At 35.2% G+C, this 17,810-nt stretch carries 19 protein-coding genes; 17 read left to right on the top strand and 2 right to left on the bottom strand.

The genetic code is table 11. The features are described from left to right. Position 1 precedes the first annotated feature (1 nt). From HMPREF2704_RS09275 to HMPREF2704_RS09255, 5 genes are all read left to right on the top strand, one after another. Positions 2 to 643: an ABC transporter ATP-binding protein gene (locus HMPREF2704_RS09275; RefSeq protein WP_070846388.1), complete on the top strand. Its 642-nt coding sequence runs from the start codon at positions 2 to 4 to the stop codon at positions 641 to 643. Positions 644 to 841: 198 nt separating this feature from the next. Beyond that, positions 842 to 1,252 carry a thrombospondin type 3 repeat-containing protein gene (locus HMPREF2704_RS09270; RefSeq protein ID WP_014713375.1) on the top strand — a complete coding sequence of 137 codons (411 nt, stop codon included), beginning with the start codon at positions 842 to 844 and terminating at the stop codon, positions 1,250 to 1,252. Between the two features lie 47 nt (positions 1,253 to 1,299). Beyond that, positions 1,300 to 7,524: a DEAD/DEAH box helicase family protein gene (locus HMPREF2704_RS09265; protein WP_176745644.1), complete on the top strand. Its 6,225-nt coding sequence runs from the start codon at positions 1,300 to 1,302 to the stop codon at positions 7,522 to 7,524. A gap of 73 nt (positions 7,525 to 7,597) precedes the next feature. After that, positions 7,598 to 7,882, top strand: a complete 285-nt coding sequence (locus tag HMPREF2704_RS09260) for a DUF5962 family protein (RefSeq protein WP_014713373.1) — start codon at positions 7,598 to 7,600, stop codon at positions 7,880 to 7,882. Between the two features lie 13 nt (positions 7,883 to 7,895). Beyond that, entirely contained in the window at positions 7,896 to 8,183 is a 288-nt protein-coding gene (locus HMPREF2704_RS09255; protein ID WP_041826322.1) for a DUF5966 family protein, read from the top strand. Between the two features lie 43 nt (positions 8,184 to 8,226). Here the strand turns inward: HMPREF2704_RS09255 and HMPREF2704_RS09250 are convergent, their stop codons facing one another. Beyond that, positions 8,227 to 9,597: a sensor histidine kinase gene (locus HMPREF2704_RS09250; RefSeq protein WP_070846384.1), complete on the bottom strand. Its 1,371-nt coding sequence runs from the start codon at positions 9,595 to 9,597 to the stop codon at positions 8,227 to 8,229. Continuing rightward, complete coding sequence (locus HMPREF2704_RS09245) at positions 9,594 to 10,292, bottom strand: response regulator transcription factor (RefSeq protein WP_070846382.1); 699 nt, start codon at positions 10,290 to 10,292, stop codon at positions 9,594 to 9,596. The genes HMPREF2704_RS09250 and HMPREF2704_RS09245 overlap by 4 nt, the downstream gene beginning before the upstream one ends. Before the next feature lie 180 nt (positions 10,293 to 10,472). Between HMPREF2704_RS09245 and HMPREF2704_RS09240 the strand changes: the two genes are divergently transcribed. The 12 genes from HMPREF2704_RS09240 (at position 10,473) to slmA (ending at position 17,666) form a co-directional block, all read left to right on the top strand. Further along, a complete protein-coding gene (locus HMPREF2704_RS09240; RefSeq protein ID WP_070846380.1) occupies positions 10,473 to 10,613 on the top strand; it encodes a type A2 lanthipeptide in 141 nt (46 codons plus the stop codon). 153 nt (positions 10,614 to 10,766) lie between these two features. Beyond that, complete coding sequence (locus HMPREF2704_RS09235; RefSeq protein WP_083324095.1) at positions 10,767 to 11,678, top strand: ABC transporter ATP-binding protein; 912 nt, start codon at positions 10,767 to 10,769, stop codon at positions 11,676 to 11,678. A 5-nt stretch (positions 11,679 to 11,683) separates the two neighbouring features. After that, positions 11,684 to 12,433, top strand: coding sequence for an ABC transporter permease (locus HMPREF2704_RS09230; RefSeq protein ID WP_070846378.1), 750 nt, complete (start codon positions 11,684 to 11,686; stop codon positions 12,431 to 12,433). Continuing rightward, complete coding sequence (locus HMPREF2704_RS09225) at positions 12,430 to 13,158, top strand: ABC transporter permease (protein ID WP_006149384.1); 729 nt, start codon at positions 12,430 to 12,432, stop codon at positions 13,156 to 13,158. The genes HMPREF2704_RS09230 and HMPREF2704_RS09225 overlap by 4 nt, the downstream gene beginning before the upstream one ends. Before the next feature lie 92 nt (positions 13,159 to 13,250). After that, on the top strand, positions 13,251 to 13,892 hold the full coding sequence (locus HMPREF2704_RS09220) for a hypothetical protein (RefSeq protein ID WP_014713368.1): 642 nt from the start codon (positions 13,251 to 13,253) through the stop codon (positions 13,890 to 13,892). A gap of 9 nt (positions 13,893 to 13,901) precedes the next feature. After that, positions 13,902 to 14,987, top strand: coding sequence for a toprim domain-containing protein (locus HMPREF2704_RS09215; protein ID WP_070846376.1), 1,086 nt, complete (start codon positions 13,902 to 13,904; stop codon positions 14,985 to 14,987). 50 nt (positions 14,988 to 15,037) lie between these two features. Then, complete coding sequence (locus HMPREF2704_RS09210; RefSeq protein WP_014713366.1) at positions 15,038 to 15,271, top strand: DUF5965 family protein; 234 nt, start codon at positions 15,038 to 15,040, stop codon at positions 15,269 to 15,271. Then, complete coding sequence (locus tag HMPREF2704_RS09205) at positions 15,268 to 15,651, top strand: DUF5945 family protein (protein ID WP_070846374.1); 384 nt, start codon at positions 15,268 to 15,270, stop codon at positions 15,649 to 15,651. The genes HMPREF2704_RS09210 and HMPREF2704_RS09205 overlap by 4 nt, the downstream gene beginning before the upstream one ends. A gap of 37 nt (positions 15,652 to 15,688) precedes the next feature. Next, complete coding sequence (locus tag HMPREF2704_RS09200) at positions 15,689 to 15,961, top strand: hypothetical protein (RefSeq protein WP_014713364.1); 273 nt, start codon at positions 15,689 to 15,691, stop codon at positions 15,959 to 15,961. Positions 15,962 to 16,030: 69 nt separating this feature from the next. Then, on the top strand, positions 16,031 to 16,507 hold the full coding sequence (pezA, locus tag HMPREF2704_RS09195) for a type II toxin-antitoxin system antitoxin PezA (protein WP_014713363.1): 477 nt from the start codon (positions 16,031 to 16,033) through the stop codon (positions 16,505 to 16,507). Then, a complete protein-coding gene (gene pezT, locus HMPREF2704_RS09190; RefSeq protein ID WP_070846372.1) occupies positions 16,507 to 17,277 on the top strand; it encodes a type II toxin-antitoxin system toxin PezT in 771 nt (256 codons plus the stop codon). The genes pezA and pezT overlap by 1 nt, the downstream gene beginning before the upstream one ends. Before the next feature lie 206 nt (positions 17,278 to 17,483). Further along, positions 17,484 to 17,666, top strand: a complete 183-nt coding sequence (slmA, locus tag HMPREF2704_RS09185; RefSeq protein ID WP_070846370.1) for a salivaricin M family lantibiotic — start codon at positions 17,484 to 17,486, stop codon at positions 17,664 to 17,666. Positions 17,667 to 17,810 lie beyond the last annotated feature (144 nt).

Below are 17,810 nucleotides of genomic sequence, written 5' to 3'. Positions count from 1 at the left end.
GATGATTGAACTAAAGAATATATCTAAAAAATTTGGAAGCCGTCAGCTATTTTCAGATATTAATCTTCATTTTGAAGGTGGGAAAATTTATGCCTTAATCGGTACAAGTGGCTGTGGTAAGACAACACTCTTGAATATGATTGGACGATTAGAGCCATATGACAAAGGGCAAATCATCTATGATGGCACCTCTCTTGAAGACATTAAGCCCTCTGTTTTCTTTAGAGATCACTTGGGATATTTATTTCAAGATTTTGGCTTAATTGAAAGCCAAACCGTCAAAGAGAATCTCAATCTGGGTTTAGTTGGTAAAAAGTTGAAAGAAAAAGAGAAACTCTCTTTGATGAAACAAGCTCTAAACCGTGTAAACCTCTCTTATTTGGATTTAAAGCAACCCATATTTGAGTTATCAGGAGGAGAAGCACAACGTGTTGCACTAGCGAAGATAATTTTAAAGGATCCACCTTTGATCCTTGCAGATGAACCAACCGCTTCGCTAGACCCCAAAAACTCTGAGGAATTACTCTCTATCCTAGAATCTTTAAAAAATCCGAATCGAACCATTATTATTGCGACCCACAATCCTCTTATTTGGGAGCAAGTGGACCAAGTCATTCGAGTTACCGATTTATCACATAGATGATATGGCAAGATTCAGCAATAAGAAAGTTTTTGATTATATACAGCATATATTTCGAAAATCTGGAGTACTTGTTTATAATCACAATATTATTTGAGAACGCAGTTTTGGCTCGTTCTCTTTTTTTGTTGTGATACTTCTTTCAAGGAATATTTGGTAGGATTGGAGTGAAAAAAGATTAACTAGGAAAGAAGGAAGTATATGGAAGCCATTTATCAACGTGATTCGGATCAAGATGGACTAACTGATGCTCAAGAATTGGCGCTAGGAACCAATCCTCTTAGCGCAGATTCTGATGGTGATGGACGTTCAGATTTAGTGGAAATAGAAGAAGGAACCAATCCCTTAGAAAAGGATTTACAAGACATAGACCAAACAAGTATCACTGAACCGTCCTCAGTATTTATGGAAATGAAACAAAAGATTTCAGATATGATGGAGAGTCACTACAAGGAATTTATACAGGCTCTGATTAGTATTGAAACAGGGATTGAAAACCAACAAGACCTAGAAGACTTATATACTTACTACATGAGAACGGATGCCGTTTCTCTTTTATCTAGTGATTTAGAAATCAGTCCTCAAGAGGTTGAAATGGAGATAGAGTTGTAGGGGAATCATGTGATTCTCCTATTTTCGTATAGATGAAAGGAGCGAGTATGGAAGTAATGCAATTATTGGCTATGTTTCGTGGAACAATTCCAAAAGATAGGGAGAAAATGGACCTATTTCTTCGTTATCAAGCGCAACATTTTGATGAGAAATGGAAGGATTTGGTAGAGAGTTTTTTGACTAAAGAGGGCAAAATAGAAGAGATACCTCATGTCTATTCGTTTCATCAAGATATTGTTTCTTTCCTAGAGGCCAGTTCTGAAAATAATGACCAAGATTTAGAAAGTTACACAAGAAAATTTGGACAAGCAGGTCTAAGTAAATTATCTCAATTAAGTAATTTTGAGAAAAACTTGGTGCTAGAAGTCGCAACCTATAACCTTTCCACTCGATTTTATATCCAATCTGAAAAAGAGAAGCTAACACCATTAAGTGAGCTTGTATTTCATCAGAATCAGGATGTCAATTTAGTCAATGTCTATCGGGTTGCGAATAATCTATCTGACCGTATTAGTAGAGATATAGAGGAATTTCTTCTAATGGTTGATTCCAAAGAACTAAAAAAAGAACTTCTTGAGATTCATTTTGAAGAAAAAGAGGGAGATGTTCTAGCCTATTTGGGTTCAGAATTGATGGCTACTTTAGATACCGTTACGGATCTTGTCCATCATGAAGAAAACTACACACAACTCCCACTGACACAAAAGCTGAAGATTATTACTCATTTTGATGAATTGAAAGCTATAAGAGAAAAGTCTAAGCAAGTAGCGGAAGCGGTCTTACCTTTAGATAATATTGACCAGGTAGAAGAAAATGTGGAAGTTCATTCCCTATCTAAAGTAGATAAAATTGTAGAAGAAGCTTTGAGGGAATATCCAATCGGTTCACAAGTAAGTTATAAAGGACAAGTATTTCAATTGGTTTCGATTGAAAATGCACAGTTAAATGACTTAGTTCGCCTAGAGCTATTCAATGATTCTAACCAGTTATTTGAAGAGAACCCTATTTTATACTTGAACAGTTTGGAAGAGATTGAACAAGTATTGTCTCATGTAGAACTTGAAAAAGAAGATTCAGAGATTGAGATTGATCCATCAAGTGAAAGTCAGGAAATAGATTTGTTTTCCTACCTGGAAGAAGATAATGAAAAGGAAAAGGATAAGGAAATAAAACCTTTAATTTCAGGTATAGAAGAGACGGATGTTACTGTTCAAGATTTTGTTTTTCCAGATGACTTAGAGGACTTTTATCCTAAGACAAATCGAGAAAAGATTGAAACGAATATCGCCACAATTGAACTTGTTAAAAGATTAGAAAAAGAGGGACGACAAGCGAATCCAGAAGAACAAGAACTACTAGCCAAGTATGTTGGATGGGGTGGTCTTGCCAATGAATTTTTCGATGAACTCAATCCAAAGTACGAATCAGAACGTTTAACTCTTAGGAGCTTAGTAAGTAAATCAGAATACTCCACCATGAAACAAAGTTCTCTTACAGCCTATTATACAGACCCAATGATTATTCGCCAGATTTGGCAAAAATTACTGGATGATGGTTTTGAAGGAGGAAGGATTTTAGATCCTTCTATGGGGACTGGGAACTTCTTTGCGGCTATGCCTAGAAGTATACGAGAGAGGTCAGAACTCTATGGAGTTGAATTAGACAGCGTGACAGGCGCAATCGCAAAACAACTCCACCCCAATACCCATATTGAAGTGCGAGGATTTGAAGAAGTTTCCTATCAAAATAATAGTTTTGATTTAGTCTTAACGAATGTTCCATTTGGAAATTTTCGCATTGCTGATAAAAACTATGATAAACCTTATATGATTCACGACTACTTTGTCAAACACTCACTTGATTTAGTAAGAGACGGAGGACAAGTGTCGATTATCTCATCTATCGGGACAATGGATAAGCGGACAGATAATGTCTTACAAGAGATTAAAACCAACACTCATTTTTTAGGGGGAGTCCGTTTGCCGGATACGGCTTTTAAAAGCATTGCAGGTACTCGAGTGACTACAGATCTCCTCTTTTTCCAAAAGGATCAAGCAAAGAATCTTAATGAGGAGGAACTTGTCTTTAGTGGCTCTATTCCCTTTGAGGAAGATAAGCGTGTCTGGATCAATCCTTATTTTGATGGGAAATACAACACACAAGTTTTGGGTGAATATGAAGTACGTAATTTTAATGGAGGAACCCTCAATGTAAAGGGGGTATCAGAAACATTATCTACTGATATAATGAAAGCATTCGAGAATGTGGAAGCACCTAAACAAATTGACAATTCTTTGAAAGCACCTGTTTTTATCCAAGAAGAAGTGGATAATTCGATCCCAAGTCGTATACGTGAGGACTTAGCGCTCTATTCTTTTGGATATGAGGGAAATCAAATTTATTACCGAGATACGCATGGCATTCGGAAAAGTTCAAAAGTAGACGAAATTAGTTATTATGTAGATGAGAAGGGAGATTTTAAAGCTTGGGACAGTTCTTTGTCTGAACATAAAATAGACCGATTCGTGCAACTTCATTTGACAGATGAGGAAGCACTAGATGTTTACAAGTCAGAAGAAGCGAGTAAAAGAGGGAAATATAAGGGACTGTTCAAAAAAACTGTCTTTTATGAAAGTCCCTTATCGGATAAGGATATTAGTCGCATTAAGGGCATGGTTGATTTGAGAGAGACCTATCAATCCTTAATTGAAATTCAACGTCATCCAGATTATAGTCGGACAGAATTTCAGGTGTTACTTAGTAAACTCAATCATCACTATGACCGCTTTGTAAGTCAATTTGGATACTTGAATTCCTCAGTTAATCGGAACTTATTTGATAGTGACGATAAGTATTCTTTACTAGCAAGTTTAGAAGAAGAATACATTGATTCAAAAGATCAAAAAGTAAAATACAAAAAATCTTTAGCTTTTGAAAAAGCATTAGTTAGGCCAGAGAGAGTGATTACAAAAGTTTCAACGGCTTTAGATGCCTTAAACTCCAGTTTATCGGATGGTAGAGGGGTTGATTTAGATTATATGGTATCAATTTACCCTGAACATAGCCAAGCTGTTATTTTAGATGAGTTAGGAGACCAGATTTTAATGGATCCAGAAAGCTATTTAAGAGGAGAAAAGAAATATCTTTCTAAGAATCAGTTTTTATCAGGAGATATTCTCAACAAGATAGAAGTAGTACAACTATTAGTAGAGGAAAACAACCAAGAATGTGACTGGTCCCATGCTTTAGATTTATTAGAATCAGTTCGCCCTCCACGGATTCATCTGGCAGATATTGAGTTTAAAATCGGTTCACGTTGGATCCCTCAATCCGTTTATGGTAAATTTGCCTTTGAATGTTTTACCAATCGCGAATTTGAATTGTCTTCGTCAGAGGTTGCACAGGTCATTGAAGTGAATCCTGTTGATGGACAGGTTCATTTAAGGACATCATTTGCTTATCGCTATCCAAGTGCCAAAGATAGTAGTCTTGGAGTCAGTGGCTCACGGTATGATACAGGAAGAAAGATTTTTGAGAATTTACTAAATTCAAACCAACCGACGATTACCATGACTGTTACGGAAGGAGAAAAGAAAAAGACCATCACAGATTTGGAAAAAACCTCTGTTCTAAGAGCAAAAGAGCAGCATTTACAAGAACTCTTTCAAGACTTTGTCTCACGGTATCCAGAAGTCCAACAAGTCATTGAAGAAAGTTACAATCGTCTTTATAATCGAACGGTTAGTCGAGAGTATGACGGTAGTCATCTAGTCATTGATGGCTTGGCACAAAACATCAGTCTTCGTCCTCACCAAGAGAATGCCATTCAAAGAATCGTAGAAGAAAAAAGAGCCTTATTAGCTCATGAGGTAGGTTCTGGAAAGACCTTGACCATACTTGGTGCTGGGTTTAAATTAAAGGAGTTGGGGATGGTTCATAAGCCCTTGTATGTAGTGCCCTCTAGTTTGTCTGCTCAATTTGGCCAAGAAATCATGAAATTTTTCCCTACTAAAAAAGTCTTTGTGACCACTAAGAAAGATTTTGTGAAGGCGAGAAGAAAACAATTTGTTTCTCGTATTATTACAGGAGATTACGATGCCATTGTTATTGGGGATTCTCAATTTGAAAAAATCCCTGTCAGTAAGGAAAGACAGATGAATTATATTGAGGATAAACTCAATGAACTACGAGAGATTAAAACACATTCTGAAAATAAGTATACCGTTAAAGAAGCAGAGCAATCAATAAGTGGTCTAGAGAAACAATTGGAAGAACTCCAACGCTTTAATCGTGATAGTTTTATTGATTTTGAGAACTTAGGAATTGATTTTCTCTTTGTGGATGAAGCACATCACTTTAAAAATATTCGTCCAATTACTGGACTTGGAAATGTAGCAGGGATTACTAATACAACGTCTAAGAAGAATGTGGATATGGAAATGAAGGTTCGACAGATTCAGGAAGAACATGATTTTAAGAATATTGTTTTTGCGACAGGAACACCTGTTTCCAATTCTATTAGTGAGTTGTATACTATGATGAACTACATTCAACCAGATATCTTAAAACGCTATCAAGTTGATTATTTTGACTCTTGGGTAGGTGCTTTTGGAGAAATTCAAAACTCTATGGAATTAGCTCCTACAGGGGATAAGTACCAACCTAAGAAACGATTTAAAAAGTTTGTCAATCTACCTGAGTTGATGAAAATCTATAAAGAAACAGCCGACATTCAAACACAAGATATGTTGGATTTACCTGTTCCAGAAGCTCATATTATCCCTATTGAGAGTGAGTTAACTGAAAACCAGAAACTCTATTTAGAAGAATTAGTTATGAGGTCAGATGCGGTTAAATGTGGAACAGTTGATCCGAGCCAGGATAACATGTTAAAGATAACAGGTGAGGCACGGAAACTAGCTACTGATATGCGTTTATTGGATTCTAGTTATAGTCTAGCAGACAATCATAAACTGCTTCAGGTAGTGGATAATGTTGAAAGAATTTATCGTGAGGGAATGGAAAATAAGGCTACTCAGATGATTTTTTCAGATATTGGAACACCTAAGAAAAAGGATAATGGCTTTGATGTTTATTCTGAGATTAAGGCATTATTAGTTGATAGAGGAATCCCTAGTAAAGAAATTGCCTTTGTACATGATGCCAATAGTGATGAAAAGAAGAATAGTTTGTCTCGAAAGGTCAATGCAGGAGAGGTGCGGATTCTCCTTGCTTCAACTGAAAAAGGAGGAACAGGTTTAAATGTTCAGAGCAAGATGAAAGCAGTTCATCACCTGGATGTACCGTGGAGACCAAGTGACATTCAGCAACGTAATGGACGTATTATCCGACAGGGAAATGAAAACAAGGAAGTGGATATTTACCACTATATTACTAAAGGTTCGTTTGATAATTATCTATGGGCAACTCAGGAGAACAAACTCCGTTATATTAAGCAGATTATGACTTCTAAGGAGCCGATTCGTGCTGCGGAAGACATTGATGAACAGACCATGACAGCTTCTGATTTTAAGGCACTAGCAACAGGTAATCCTTATCTCAAATATAAGATGGAACTAGAGAATGATCTAACCCTATTAGAAAATCAAAGACGCGCCTTTCAACGCAGCAAGGATCACTATCGTCATACAATCTCTTACTGTGAAGAAAATATGCCCATTCTTGAGAAACGATTAAGCAAGTATGAAGGCGACATTCAACAGTCTGAAATGTCTAAAGACCAGACATTTTCTATGACGGTAGGTAAGCAAGCTTTTGATCAACGATCTGAAGCAGGTGAATCCTTACACCGTCTTATCCGTCATAATCAAGCTGACAGTAAAGAGTTTCGTACCCTAGCAAGCTATCGAGGATTTGACATTAAAATGCTTAGTCTTCCAACAAATCAACCTCTTCCTGAAACCTTCTCCGTTAAGCTTGTAGGAGAAAATCAGTATTCTGTCAGTTTAGATTTGTATTCTCCTTTGGGAACGATTCAAAGGCTTCAGCATACGATTGATCACATTAAAGAGGACCAGGTAAAAACTCAGAACTTATTAGATGAATTAAAGGATAAATGGACTACTGCTAAGGTAGAAATTGAGAAAAATTTTCCAAAGGAAGATGATTATCAAATTAAAAAGGCCGAATACGATGTACTCGCGCCATTGATTGAAACAGAAACGGATCTAGATATTATTGATCAAGCCTTAAGACAATTCCACGAAAAAGGAAAAGAAAAGCAGGAACAACTTTCTTTTGAATTAGATTAAAAAATAGATACAAATAGCGGACAAGAAAAGAAAAGCGCGGTAGAATATAGACAGAAAGAAACGAGGTACGATTATGATGGAAGATACCTATTATCAATTAGAAGAGGCCTTGGTACAGGGATTTCAAACCCCTGAAGAGTATCAAGCTTATAAGGAACTAAAGGAACATTATGAGGAAGTGACGGGGGATTACAGCTTTTCTATACGGGAACTCACTAGTCAATTGGAAATCGCTCTTCAGAATCATCGAGGCGTGGACTTTGAAGATTATGAGAAAGAGGAGTATTTGGACTTAGTTCAAAAATTAGAAGAGTTTGATTCCTCTCTTGTCACCCATTATCGTCAATTGATTGACTAGAAAGGAGAAAGTCATGAATGATTTACTCCTTGTCCCAGTAATTTTTTTAGCAGTAGGAGGAATTCTCATTCTTTTATGGAGACTCTTTCTAATTGCCAGTGGACTTTTCCTGATTGGTTTTGTTAGTTTTCTTATTTTCGTGGAGGTCTATGGAATTTATCTGTTCTTTACTGAGACTGAACTTTACACGGCAGATTTAGCTCAAAATGGATTATTTGGTTTTACGACTTTCTTTATCATCTTTAATTTAGTTTTACTTGCTTTAGCATGCTGGACAGGATATAAGTGGAAGATAAGATGAAAAAAATGGAGAAGACTCTAATGGTTCTTCTCCATTTTTTTATCTAATTGGTAATGTTGAAAATCGGAAGTGAAATGATACTTTCAAAGAATTCATTTTGGACACTAGCAAACGAAATAGAGCCCTGATGCAAATCAACAATTTGTTTTGAAATTTTTAGACCAATTCCAGTCGTTCTAATTTTAGAAATATCAATATTTTTAAAAGATAATTCATTAAGTTCAGTAATTTTTTCTGGTGAAGCTCCCTGTCCATTATCTTTGATTTCGACAATTACATTTGTATCTTTTTTGAATAAGTGGATTCTTATTGTGCATCCCTTTTCGTTATGTAAAACAGAGTTGTAGATGATATTATGGATAACTCTTGTGATTAAAAACGGCTCAATCATGATAGATTGATTAACAAGTGAATAATCATAATCAAATTCAAATTCAAATTCATTCCAAATTTCTTGATTTAAAATATGGATGAGAATGTCTTTGAAGAAGGGGATAATTTTTGTTTCAGTCTGATTTAATTGAAGATGACCGGATGAAAGGCGAGCAACTATATTTAAGTCATTTAAAATATTTTGGATGTAATAGGATTCCGTCAATATTGGGCGAATATGTTTTTTAGACTGTGTATCTAGTTCAGAATCATTTAACAAGGATGCGTTAGAAACGATGACAGAAAGAGGTGTTTTGATATCGTGTGCAATACCTGAAATCCATTGCTCTTTAAAGACTTCATTCTCTTTGAGTAGAGTATCGGTTTGATTAATTGCAGTTGTAAGATATTCTAGTTCTGATATAGAATTTATTGGATTTTTTAAACCATATGGGAGATTCTGAATAGCAGTTACAAGAGGCACAATTTTACGATTGATATGCGTCACGCCATAGTAGTAAAGAAAAGCGAAATAAAGGCAGTTGAAAAGCAATACTCCAAATGCTATTAGTGGAAACAGGCGGAGACTATCTATATCTAAGTAATTAAAACTATAACGAGCAATTTTATCTTTTGGAAAACCAACAACAATGATGTATCCACCTTTTATCTGACTAAAAACAGGATAATCTGAAAGATAATAGCGAGAAAACTGTAAAATGTCCCCGTAGTCAAATTGCGAAGGAACTTCTGTAGGTTTATACTGTTCGTACACTTGTTTTCCAGTCTGCTTATCCAATACCATGAGCCATAACTTTTGTTCTTTTAGACTAGAAATATCATTTTCAGGTATGTGGACGTTATTATTTGTGATGGTAATGTGTTCAGAAATTATTTTCACAGTCTCAGTAGCAGTTTGCTTTTTACTAATGTAGAAAACAAAACTGGCAATTAGAATAATATTGGTAATAAAGATAATGATGGAAGAAAAGATAAATTTCTTTAGTGAATACCTTAAAATTTTGGTTTGATTCATAATCATGATAACAATTTATACCCTAGCCCTTTAGCTGTCTTTAAATATTGAGGTTTTGAAGGATTTTCTTCTATTTTTTCTCGAATTTTCCGAATATGTACAGTCAAAGAATTTTCATAACCAAAGCTATCCACTCCCCAAATCGTATCACAGAGAGATTCGGTTGAAACGATGTAATTTTTATTATCGTAAAGTTTTTTCAAAATCTGAATTTCAATTGGCGTAATAGAAATTTCTGCTCCATTTTTTTGTACTGTTGCATTCCGAAAATTCACCAAAGTCTGTCCAATCTGTATTGATTCCTGTTCTGATTTATAACTTCTCCGGAGCAAAGCCATAATACGATAGATAAGATTTTTTGGAATGAAGGGTTTCATGATATAATCATCACCACCAGCATTGAAACCAGCTATCTCATCTTCAGGATTATTTTTGGCAGTCAGAAAGAGGATAGGAGTATCGCCTTTTTTTCGGATATGTTTTGCTAATGTGTAGCCATCCCCATCGGGTAGCATAATGTCCAAAAGGAAAAGGTCGAACTGCTCTATTTCAATCATGTCCAAACTAGATTCTATATCATAGGCTGATGTTAGATTGGAAAATCCGTAGGCAGTGAGAATATCTCTTATGGAAGAGTTTAAAATTTTATCGTCATCAATGATAAGGATGTGCTTATTCAGGAGTTGTTGTTCGAAACTCATAATCTTACCTCGCTTATTTAAATTATACCATTTAAAAGAGTGAAAAAAAGAAAAATACTTTAATCTTAATGTAAAATTAAGGTTAGCTTAGTTTAAAATTAATCTAGCATGTCTATAATAAAGACATAACCTAGATAGAGATACTTCTCAAATTAATTTTAATCAGTAAGGTATTTCCAAATGGTTAAACAACAAATGAATCTCGTTGAGATTGAAGCAATGAATTCTCTTCAAGAATTGACTCTTGAAGAACTTGATAACGTTCTTGGTGCTGTTGGTGGAGTAATCCAAATCCATTTTATTCAGACAAAACAATGGTAATAGTGACTCACCAATTAGATATTGTGAATTATGTTGATTCTATCATTTTTGTTGATAAGAGTAGTAGAGATGTTATCAAAGATACTCATGATAATTTGATTCATGGAAATCAAAATTATAGAAAATTTTTTAGTTTAATGGAGGAAGTTCATAATGATTAGTAATGTTTTACAGATAAAAAACTTACAAAAGGAATTTAAGGACACTCAGGTAGTTAACCTTAGTTCCTTATCAGTTCAACAAGGTGAGATTTATGGTTTTCTAGGTCCAAATGGAGCTGGGAAAACAACCACCATGAAGATGATTTTGTCTTTGATTTCTCGTACAGCTGGGGATATTGAAGTGTTCGGTCAATCCATAGGTACGGACAAGCAGTATCTTAATCAGATTGGCTCTATGATTGAAGAACCGTCTTATTATCCTAATTTGACAGGCTATGAAAATCTCTTGGTTTTCCAAAAAATCCTTGGATTTGATAAGAAAAATATTCAGGAAACCTTGAAAATTGTTGGGTTAGATCAACCTAAAAACAAGAAAAAATTGGTTAAAGATTATTCTCTGGGTATGAAACAGCGTTTGGCTTTAGCCTTTGCCTTAGTCAAGAAACCGCGTTTGTTGATACTGGATGAGCCAACCAACGGGCTAGACCCAGCAGGGATTCATGAAATTCGGGAACTGATTATCAAATTGGCAAAAGAACAGGGCATTACCGTCTTCATCTCTACCCATATCCTTTCTGAAGTAGAGCATATCGCTGACCGTGTAGGGATTATCAATCATGGTCAACTGGTTTACGAGGGAGAAATTCGTAAAATTCAGTCCAATAAATGGCTGGAAGTGCGTGGGGATTTTAGAGGTCGACGTGAAGCCATTAGCCAAGTGTTATTTGGTTATCCGTGCAAGATGTTAGAAATACAAGAGGATAAACTCAAGCTGACTAACCTTGCCGACCAGCAGATTTCTAGTTTGTTACGAGATTTAATAGTCGAGAAAGTTCCAATTTATGAAGTGAAGCAAGAACAAGAAACCTTGGAATCTATCTTCCTCAACTTAACCAAGGAGTGAGTCTTATGTTGAATAATTTGTCTATTGAATTGCTCAAGGCAAAACGAACCAAATCCTTCTTCATTATCATACTAGTTATGGGAGTCGGATTTGCTTGGGCAATTGCAGCCGCTACACGTTACCTAAGTAATCCAGACATGCACCAGATTAACCTAATTTTCTATATGATAAAAGAAGTAAATGGCTTGATTCTCCCTATCGTGGTCGCTCTCTTTGTATCCCGGATTGTCAAGAACGAGAAGGAGGGCAACACTTTCAAACTGCTTTTGGCAAATGGTGAAAATGTACGGCATATCTTTCTAAGTAAGCTTGGCCTGACTATGTTCGTTTTGACCTTTCTCGCTTTTTTGGAGGGAGTAGTAGTCCAGTTGATTGCAAACTTTTCTGGTCTAGAAATGCCTGTTAGCCTAATCCTCTGGCAAATCGTCATTTTCTTGCTAGCATCTTTTGTCTTAACCTGTCTGTTTTTGACTTTGCAGTTTTTACTGAAAAAGCAGGCATTGATAATGGCATTAGGGATTTTCGGAGGATTTCTTGGAGTTGGGTTTGGTCATGCAACAGCTTTTCTACAGCTGATTTTCCCATTTGGTGGTATAGCATATCTGTCTCTGGTGGATTACCAGAAAGTCGCCAGTCAAGTGAGTTATGTTTTTGCGACAAATCTAGGATTTAAACTCTTTACATATTTGCCAATAGCCCTAATCTATCTCTTCTTATCTCTCTATCTAGTTGAAAAGAAAGGAGGCAAGCTATGATGTCTTATCTATCAGTAGAATGGCGGAAAACCCAAAAATTTTCCATGTTGATGATTGGTATTTTCTTCTTAGCTTTTTGTAGCCTGATTGGTCTTGGGATTTACTTAGGTGCAGCTTATTCTATGGTTGCAGAAAGTGAAAAAGTGCCTGTTTTATGGGGACAATTGACCTTCTATTATAGCCAGCTTTTCTTTCCGATTTTAGTCAGCATTTATGTAGCCATGATGTTAGGAAAAGAGTTTGATAGGAAAAATATTGAATTTCTCAGAGCCAATAATGTCAGTCTTGGGAAATTATTGTTGGCAAAAGAAATAGTAATTATCTTGTTTATTGCTGTTTTACAGTTGTTCTTGTTTGGTATTTTTTATGTCAGTGCTCACCTAATTCATTTAGAAATTTCTAATTTGTTCACCTACCTTAAGTGGGATTTATTGGGGATTTTTGGAACAATTAGTATGATGGCAGTGCAGTTTTTTGTGACAGCTAAAACTCGTGTTTTTAGTAAATCTGTGGGAATTGGTTCTATTGGTACTTTCGTAGGATTTATGATGATTTTTGTATCTGATAAATTATCTTTAATCTATCCCTATTCCCAAGCTATGGTAGCAATGCGGTCACGGAATTTGATAGACTTTAATTTAGTGGAAATATTGCTGTTTATCATTGTAAATATTCTTCTGTGGGGGATTTTTCATACATTGAGTAATAAAGAATTGCATAAGTAATGCGAAGACTCTTCGGAGTCTTTTTATTGTGATAAAACTTACAAGTTCTTTTTGATATTCTTGACCTAGTTTTTATAGAAAGAAGGTCTAAGATGTTAAATAAAGTCAAAACTAAAGCCTTAATTAGTGTTGGAGCAGTGGCTGCAACTAGCTTTATTCTCATGATGGGATATACTGCTGGTCAACATTCTACTGCTAAACAAAGTCGCAAAGAAATTGAATTGGCTGCAGCTAAACTTATGGAAGATAAACAAGCAGAAGATAAAGCCAGCATTTTGTCATCGGATACTGTAAAAGAATTTTTGACACAGTACTATACGAAAGAAAAGCTCGGAGAAAATAATACACGCATTCAACCTTATATGACTGAATCGGCTTATTCTCAAGAATTGACAAGTCAAAACGATGCCATGAACCAAGTTTATAAGGACTATATTTTGGATTATCATTTTGAAAAAGCTGATATCTTTGTCAATCAGACTACGAATCAAGCTATTGCTATGGTCTCTTATAATGTAACCTATGTATCCGATTTAAAGGATGCCAACCAATCAAAGACCAATCAGACAGAAACCAGAACTGTTAAATTGTCCTATTCTAAACTGCCGGGTAAGTTATTGGTCAATCAAGTGCAGGTTTGGAAATCTGGGTTGGATGATTTAGATAAGGCAACTCCTAAAACTTTAGAAGAATCATCATCAATACCATCACTGCCAAATACTACGACAAAATGATGATATTGCATGGAAATAGAAGAATGTAAGAAAATTTCAATTCTTGATGTAGCAAGTCGTTTAGGTATCTCCTTTAAACAAGTTTCTGGCAGTGTCTATGAACATCCTGAACACGATTCATTCCGGATTTTTTCGAATACCAATACTTTTAAATGGTTTTCAAGAGATATTCAAGGTGATGTCATTGATTTTGTTCGACTTGTTAAGGGGATTTCCTTTAAAGAAGCTCTAGCATTTCTTTCTGAAGAACTTTTTCAAAAAGAAGCTGTTCAAGAAAAAAGAGAGAGAGCATTTTATTATCCTTTAAAGAGAATAGAAGATTCTAACTGTAGTCTTGCCAGATATTACTTAACAGAATGTAGAGGAATCTCAGAAGAAATCATACAAAAGATGATTCAACAAGGTTTGATAGTACAAGCTAGTTGGAAAACAAATGAAACAGTTGAACCTGTTATTGTTTTTAAAAGCTTTGATCATCGTCACAAACTGCAGGCAGCGAGCTTACAAGGGATTTATAAGAATCATTCTCTTCCAAGAGAGAGGTTGAAAACAATTCTAAAAGGAAGCCATGGACATGTTGGAATATCCTTTGATATTGGTCACCCCAATAGACTAGTCTTTTGTGAATCGTTCATCGACTTAATGAGCTATTACGAACTTCATCAAAAAAGTCTATCAGATGTTCGTTTGGTATCTATGGAGGGATTAAAAAGGTCTGTTGTCGCTTATCAAACTTTACGACTGATAGCTGAAGAAAATCAGAAATTGGAATTTTTAGATACAGTAATACCTTCAAAATTATTGCCTCTAATCAATACAATTCGTGATACCACCAGCTATTTTGATAATCATCCTGATTTATTAACACTTGCGGTAGATTGTGATGATGCTGGAAAAGATTTTTCTGATAAATTATCTCAATCAGGATTTCCTGTTTTAATGGATCTACCTAATAATGAATCTGGGAAAGTAAAGATAGACTGGAATGATGTTCTTAGAGAAAAGAAATCAGATTTACAATGTATGCTTGAAACTGTAAAAGAGACATTAGGGCACCAACCAGTAAGACAATCCTCTCAATGTTTAGAATTGTGATAACAAAATCAAGCTGATCTAGTTAATATTAGAATGAAGGAGGTTCGTATATGACCATTATTGAACGCTTAGAAGAAAAGGTCACTAGGCAAGAAAGCAAGGTAGCAAGAGAGACAGAAAAACTAGCTGCTTACAAAGAGCAACTGGAAACAGCGATGTTTGCGACGTTCAAAAGGCGTCAAAGCATCAGTCACATGAGTTTTGAAGAAGCTCTTGACCATGCCTTTGGCAGAGAAAGACAATTCGAAGATTCTGAATTTAGAAAGGATGAAATGAGTGAATGACAAAAGATTGGAATTTTAATCAACCATTAGAAAGTAAATCAGAAAATCAAGAAGATCCAGATAAAATTGCGGCCTTATTTAGAAATCATCAAGGAGGTAATGATGTAAATTATGAAGCAGCTTTTCAAAAGCGAAAACAAGCACCTGTGACGGAATCAAATTCTAGTTCTAAACCCAAAGTTGCAGAGGTTAGAACAGGAAAAGAGACAGATATCACTACAAGTTATCAGCAACATCTTAAAAGACTGATTGCGGATAACAATACCGATATTGAAAGTAGTCAAAAGAAAATTGAAGAGCTATATACTTTGATTGACACAAAGAATAAAGACAATAAGAAATTGCAGTCAATTTATGATGCGATTTCCGAATTGTACTAAGCAGTCCTGATAGGCTGCTTTTTTTGAGAGGTTATAGATGTTTACAACATTTTTTAAGAAAAATCAAGACAATAGTGATATATTTAAGAAGTTGATTCATAGATTATCTGGTATGCCCGTCCAAGATCTTGAAAAAATTTACCGACTGTTAGATATCATTTTCACTCCAGAACAAGAATCAGAACAACTAAAAACAGAATCAACTTATAGGGAAGAAACTTTGGACGACACATTAAAGGAAGCTAAAAATCAACTTCATAAGGAACAATTGGAGAAGAATTTAGAGAGATTTAGGAAAAATAATAAATAATGCACCAAAAATGGTGCGTTTTATTTTTCTAAATGTTATAATGGTATTATCAAATGAAAGGAGTTTCCCATGATTGGAAAAAACATAAAATCCTTACGTAAAACACATGACTTGACCCAACCCGAATTTGCCCAAATTATAGGAATTTCTCGAAATAGCTTGAGTCGTTATGAAAATGGAACGAGTTCAGTCTCTACGGAACTAATAGACATCATTTGTCAAAAGTTTAATGTATCTTATGTCGATATTGTAGGAGAAGATAAAATGCTTAATCCTGTTGAAGATTATGAATTGACTTTAAAAATTGAAATTGTGAAAGAAAGAGGTGCTAATCTATTATCTCGACTCTATCGTTATCAAGATAGTCAGGGAATTAGCATTGATGATGAATCTAATCCTTGGATTTTAATGAGTGATGATCTATCTGATTTGATTCATACGAATATCTATCTAGTAGAAACTTTTGATGAAATAGAGAGATATAGCGGCTATTTGGATGGAATTGAACGTATGTTAGAGATATCTGAAAAACGGAAGGTAGCCTAATGGAAATCCAAGATTATACCGATAGTGCATTCAAACATGCTTTAGCTCGGAACGTTCGCTCACTGACAAGAGGAAAAAAGTCCAGTAAGCAACCTATAGCGATCTTGCTTGGAGGGCAAAGTGGAGCTGGTAAGACTACTATTCATCGTATTAAACAGAAAGAATTTCAATCAAATATTGTTATCATAGATGGAGATAGTTTTCGTTCTCAGCATCCACACTATTTAGAGCTTCAGCAAGAATATGGCAAAGATAGTGTTGAATACACCAAAGATTTTGCGGGGAAAATGGTAGAGTCTTTAGTAACCGAATTGAGTCATTTGGGATACAATCTTTTGATAGAGGGGACCTTACGAACGATAGATGTTCCAAAGAAAACAGCACAACTCTTGAAAAGTAAGGGATATGAAGTACAATTAGCCTTAATTGCGACAAAGCCCGAATTGTCCTATCTGAGCACCCTTATCCGATACGAAGAACTGTACGCTATCAATCCACATCAAGCACGCGCAACTCCAAAAGAACATCATGATTTCATTGTAAATCATCTAGTTGATAATACACGACAATTGGAAGAACTAGCTATCTTTGAAAGAATTCAAATTTACCAACGAGATAGAAGTTGCGTATATGATTCAAAAGAAAATACAACTTCAGCGGCAACCGTTCTTCATGATTTACTATTTGGAGAATGGAATCAAGTGGAGAAAGAGATGCTTAAATCTGGGGAAGAAATGTTGAAAGTTTTAACTGTTCGAAATGGTTGTTAAATCATGAGTTTTAAAATATAGTCTACTTATAACTTCTGTTAGTTGTTTGAGGTGGGCGAAAAGTTTTTAAAACCCAATTTAAAAAAATATTGTTAATTTGAGAAACTTACAACTTTTGCACGATTTACTCATTACGTAGTTACGATTAAGTTGTATACTAATTATTGTAAAGATGATCATCTAAAGAAAAAAGGAGGAATAAGCCTATGGCAAAGAATGCTGAACGTCCAGTGATTGATTCTCTAGACTTTGAAGTTACCAATCAAGAACTTGCTGGGAAATCAGGTTCTGGTTGGTTTTCAGCGATTCAGTTAACACTAGTTGGTCGGTGCGGATGGGCATTTACATATTCCTATGAATGTACTACACCACATGTAAGTTGTGGTTAAAAGAAGTGAATTGTACCTTAAAGGAGGATAGAATGGAAGGAATTATTGGAACGCTTGAATTTTATGCTCCTGTACTTGTACTAGGAGCATTCATCATTGGTATTGTCTATTTTATGAAAAAACGTAATGATAAAAAATAGTGGA

The sequence above is a fragment of the Streptococcus sp. HMSC076C09 genome, assembly GCF_001837905.1.
Classification (GTDB): Bacteria; Bacillota; Bacilli; order Lactobacillales; family Streptococcaceae; genus Streptococcus; species Streptococcus parasanguinis_I.
The sequence above is the reverse complement of the archived record's forward strand: the minus strand, read 5'-3'. Positions and strand labels throughout refer to the sequence as shown.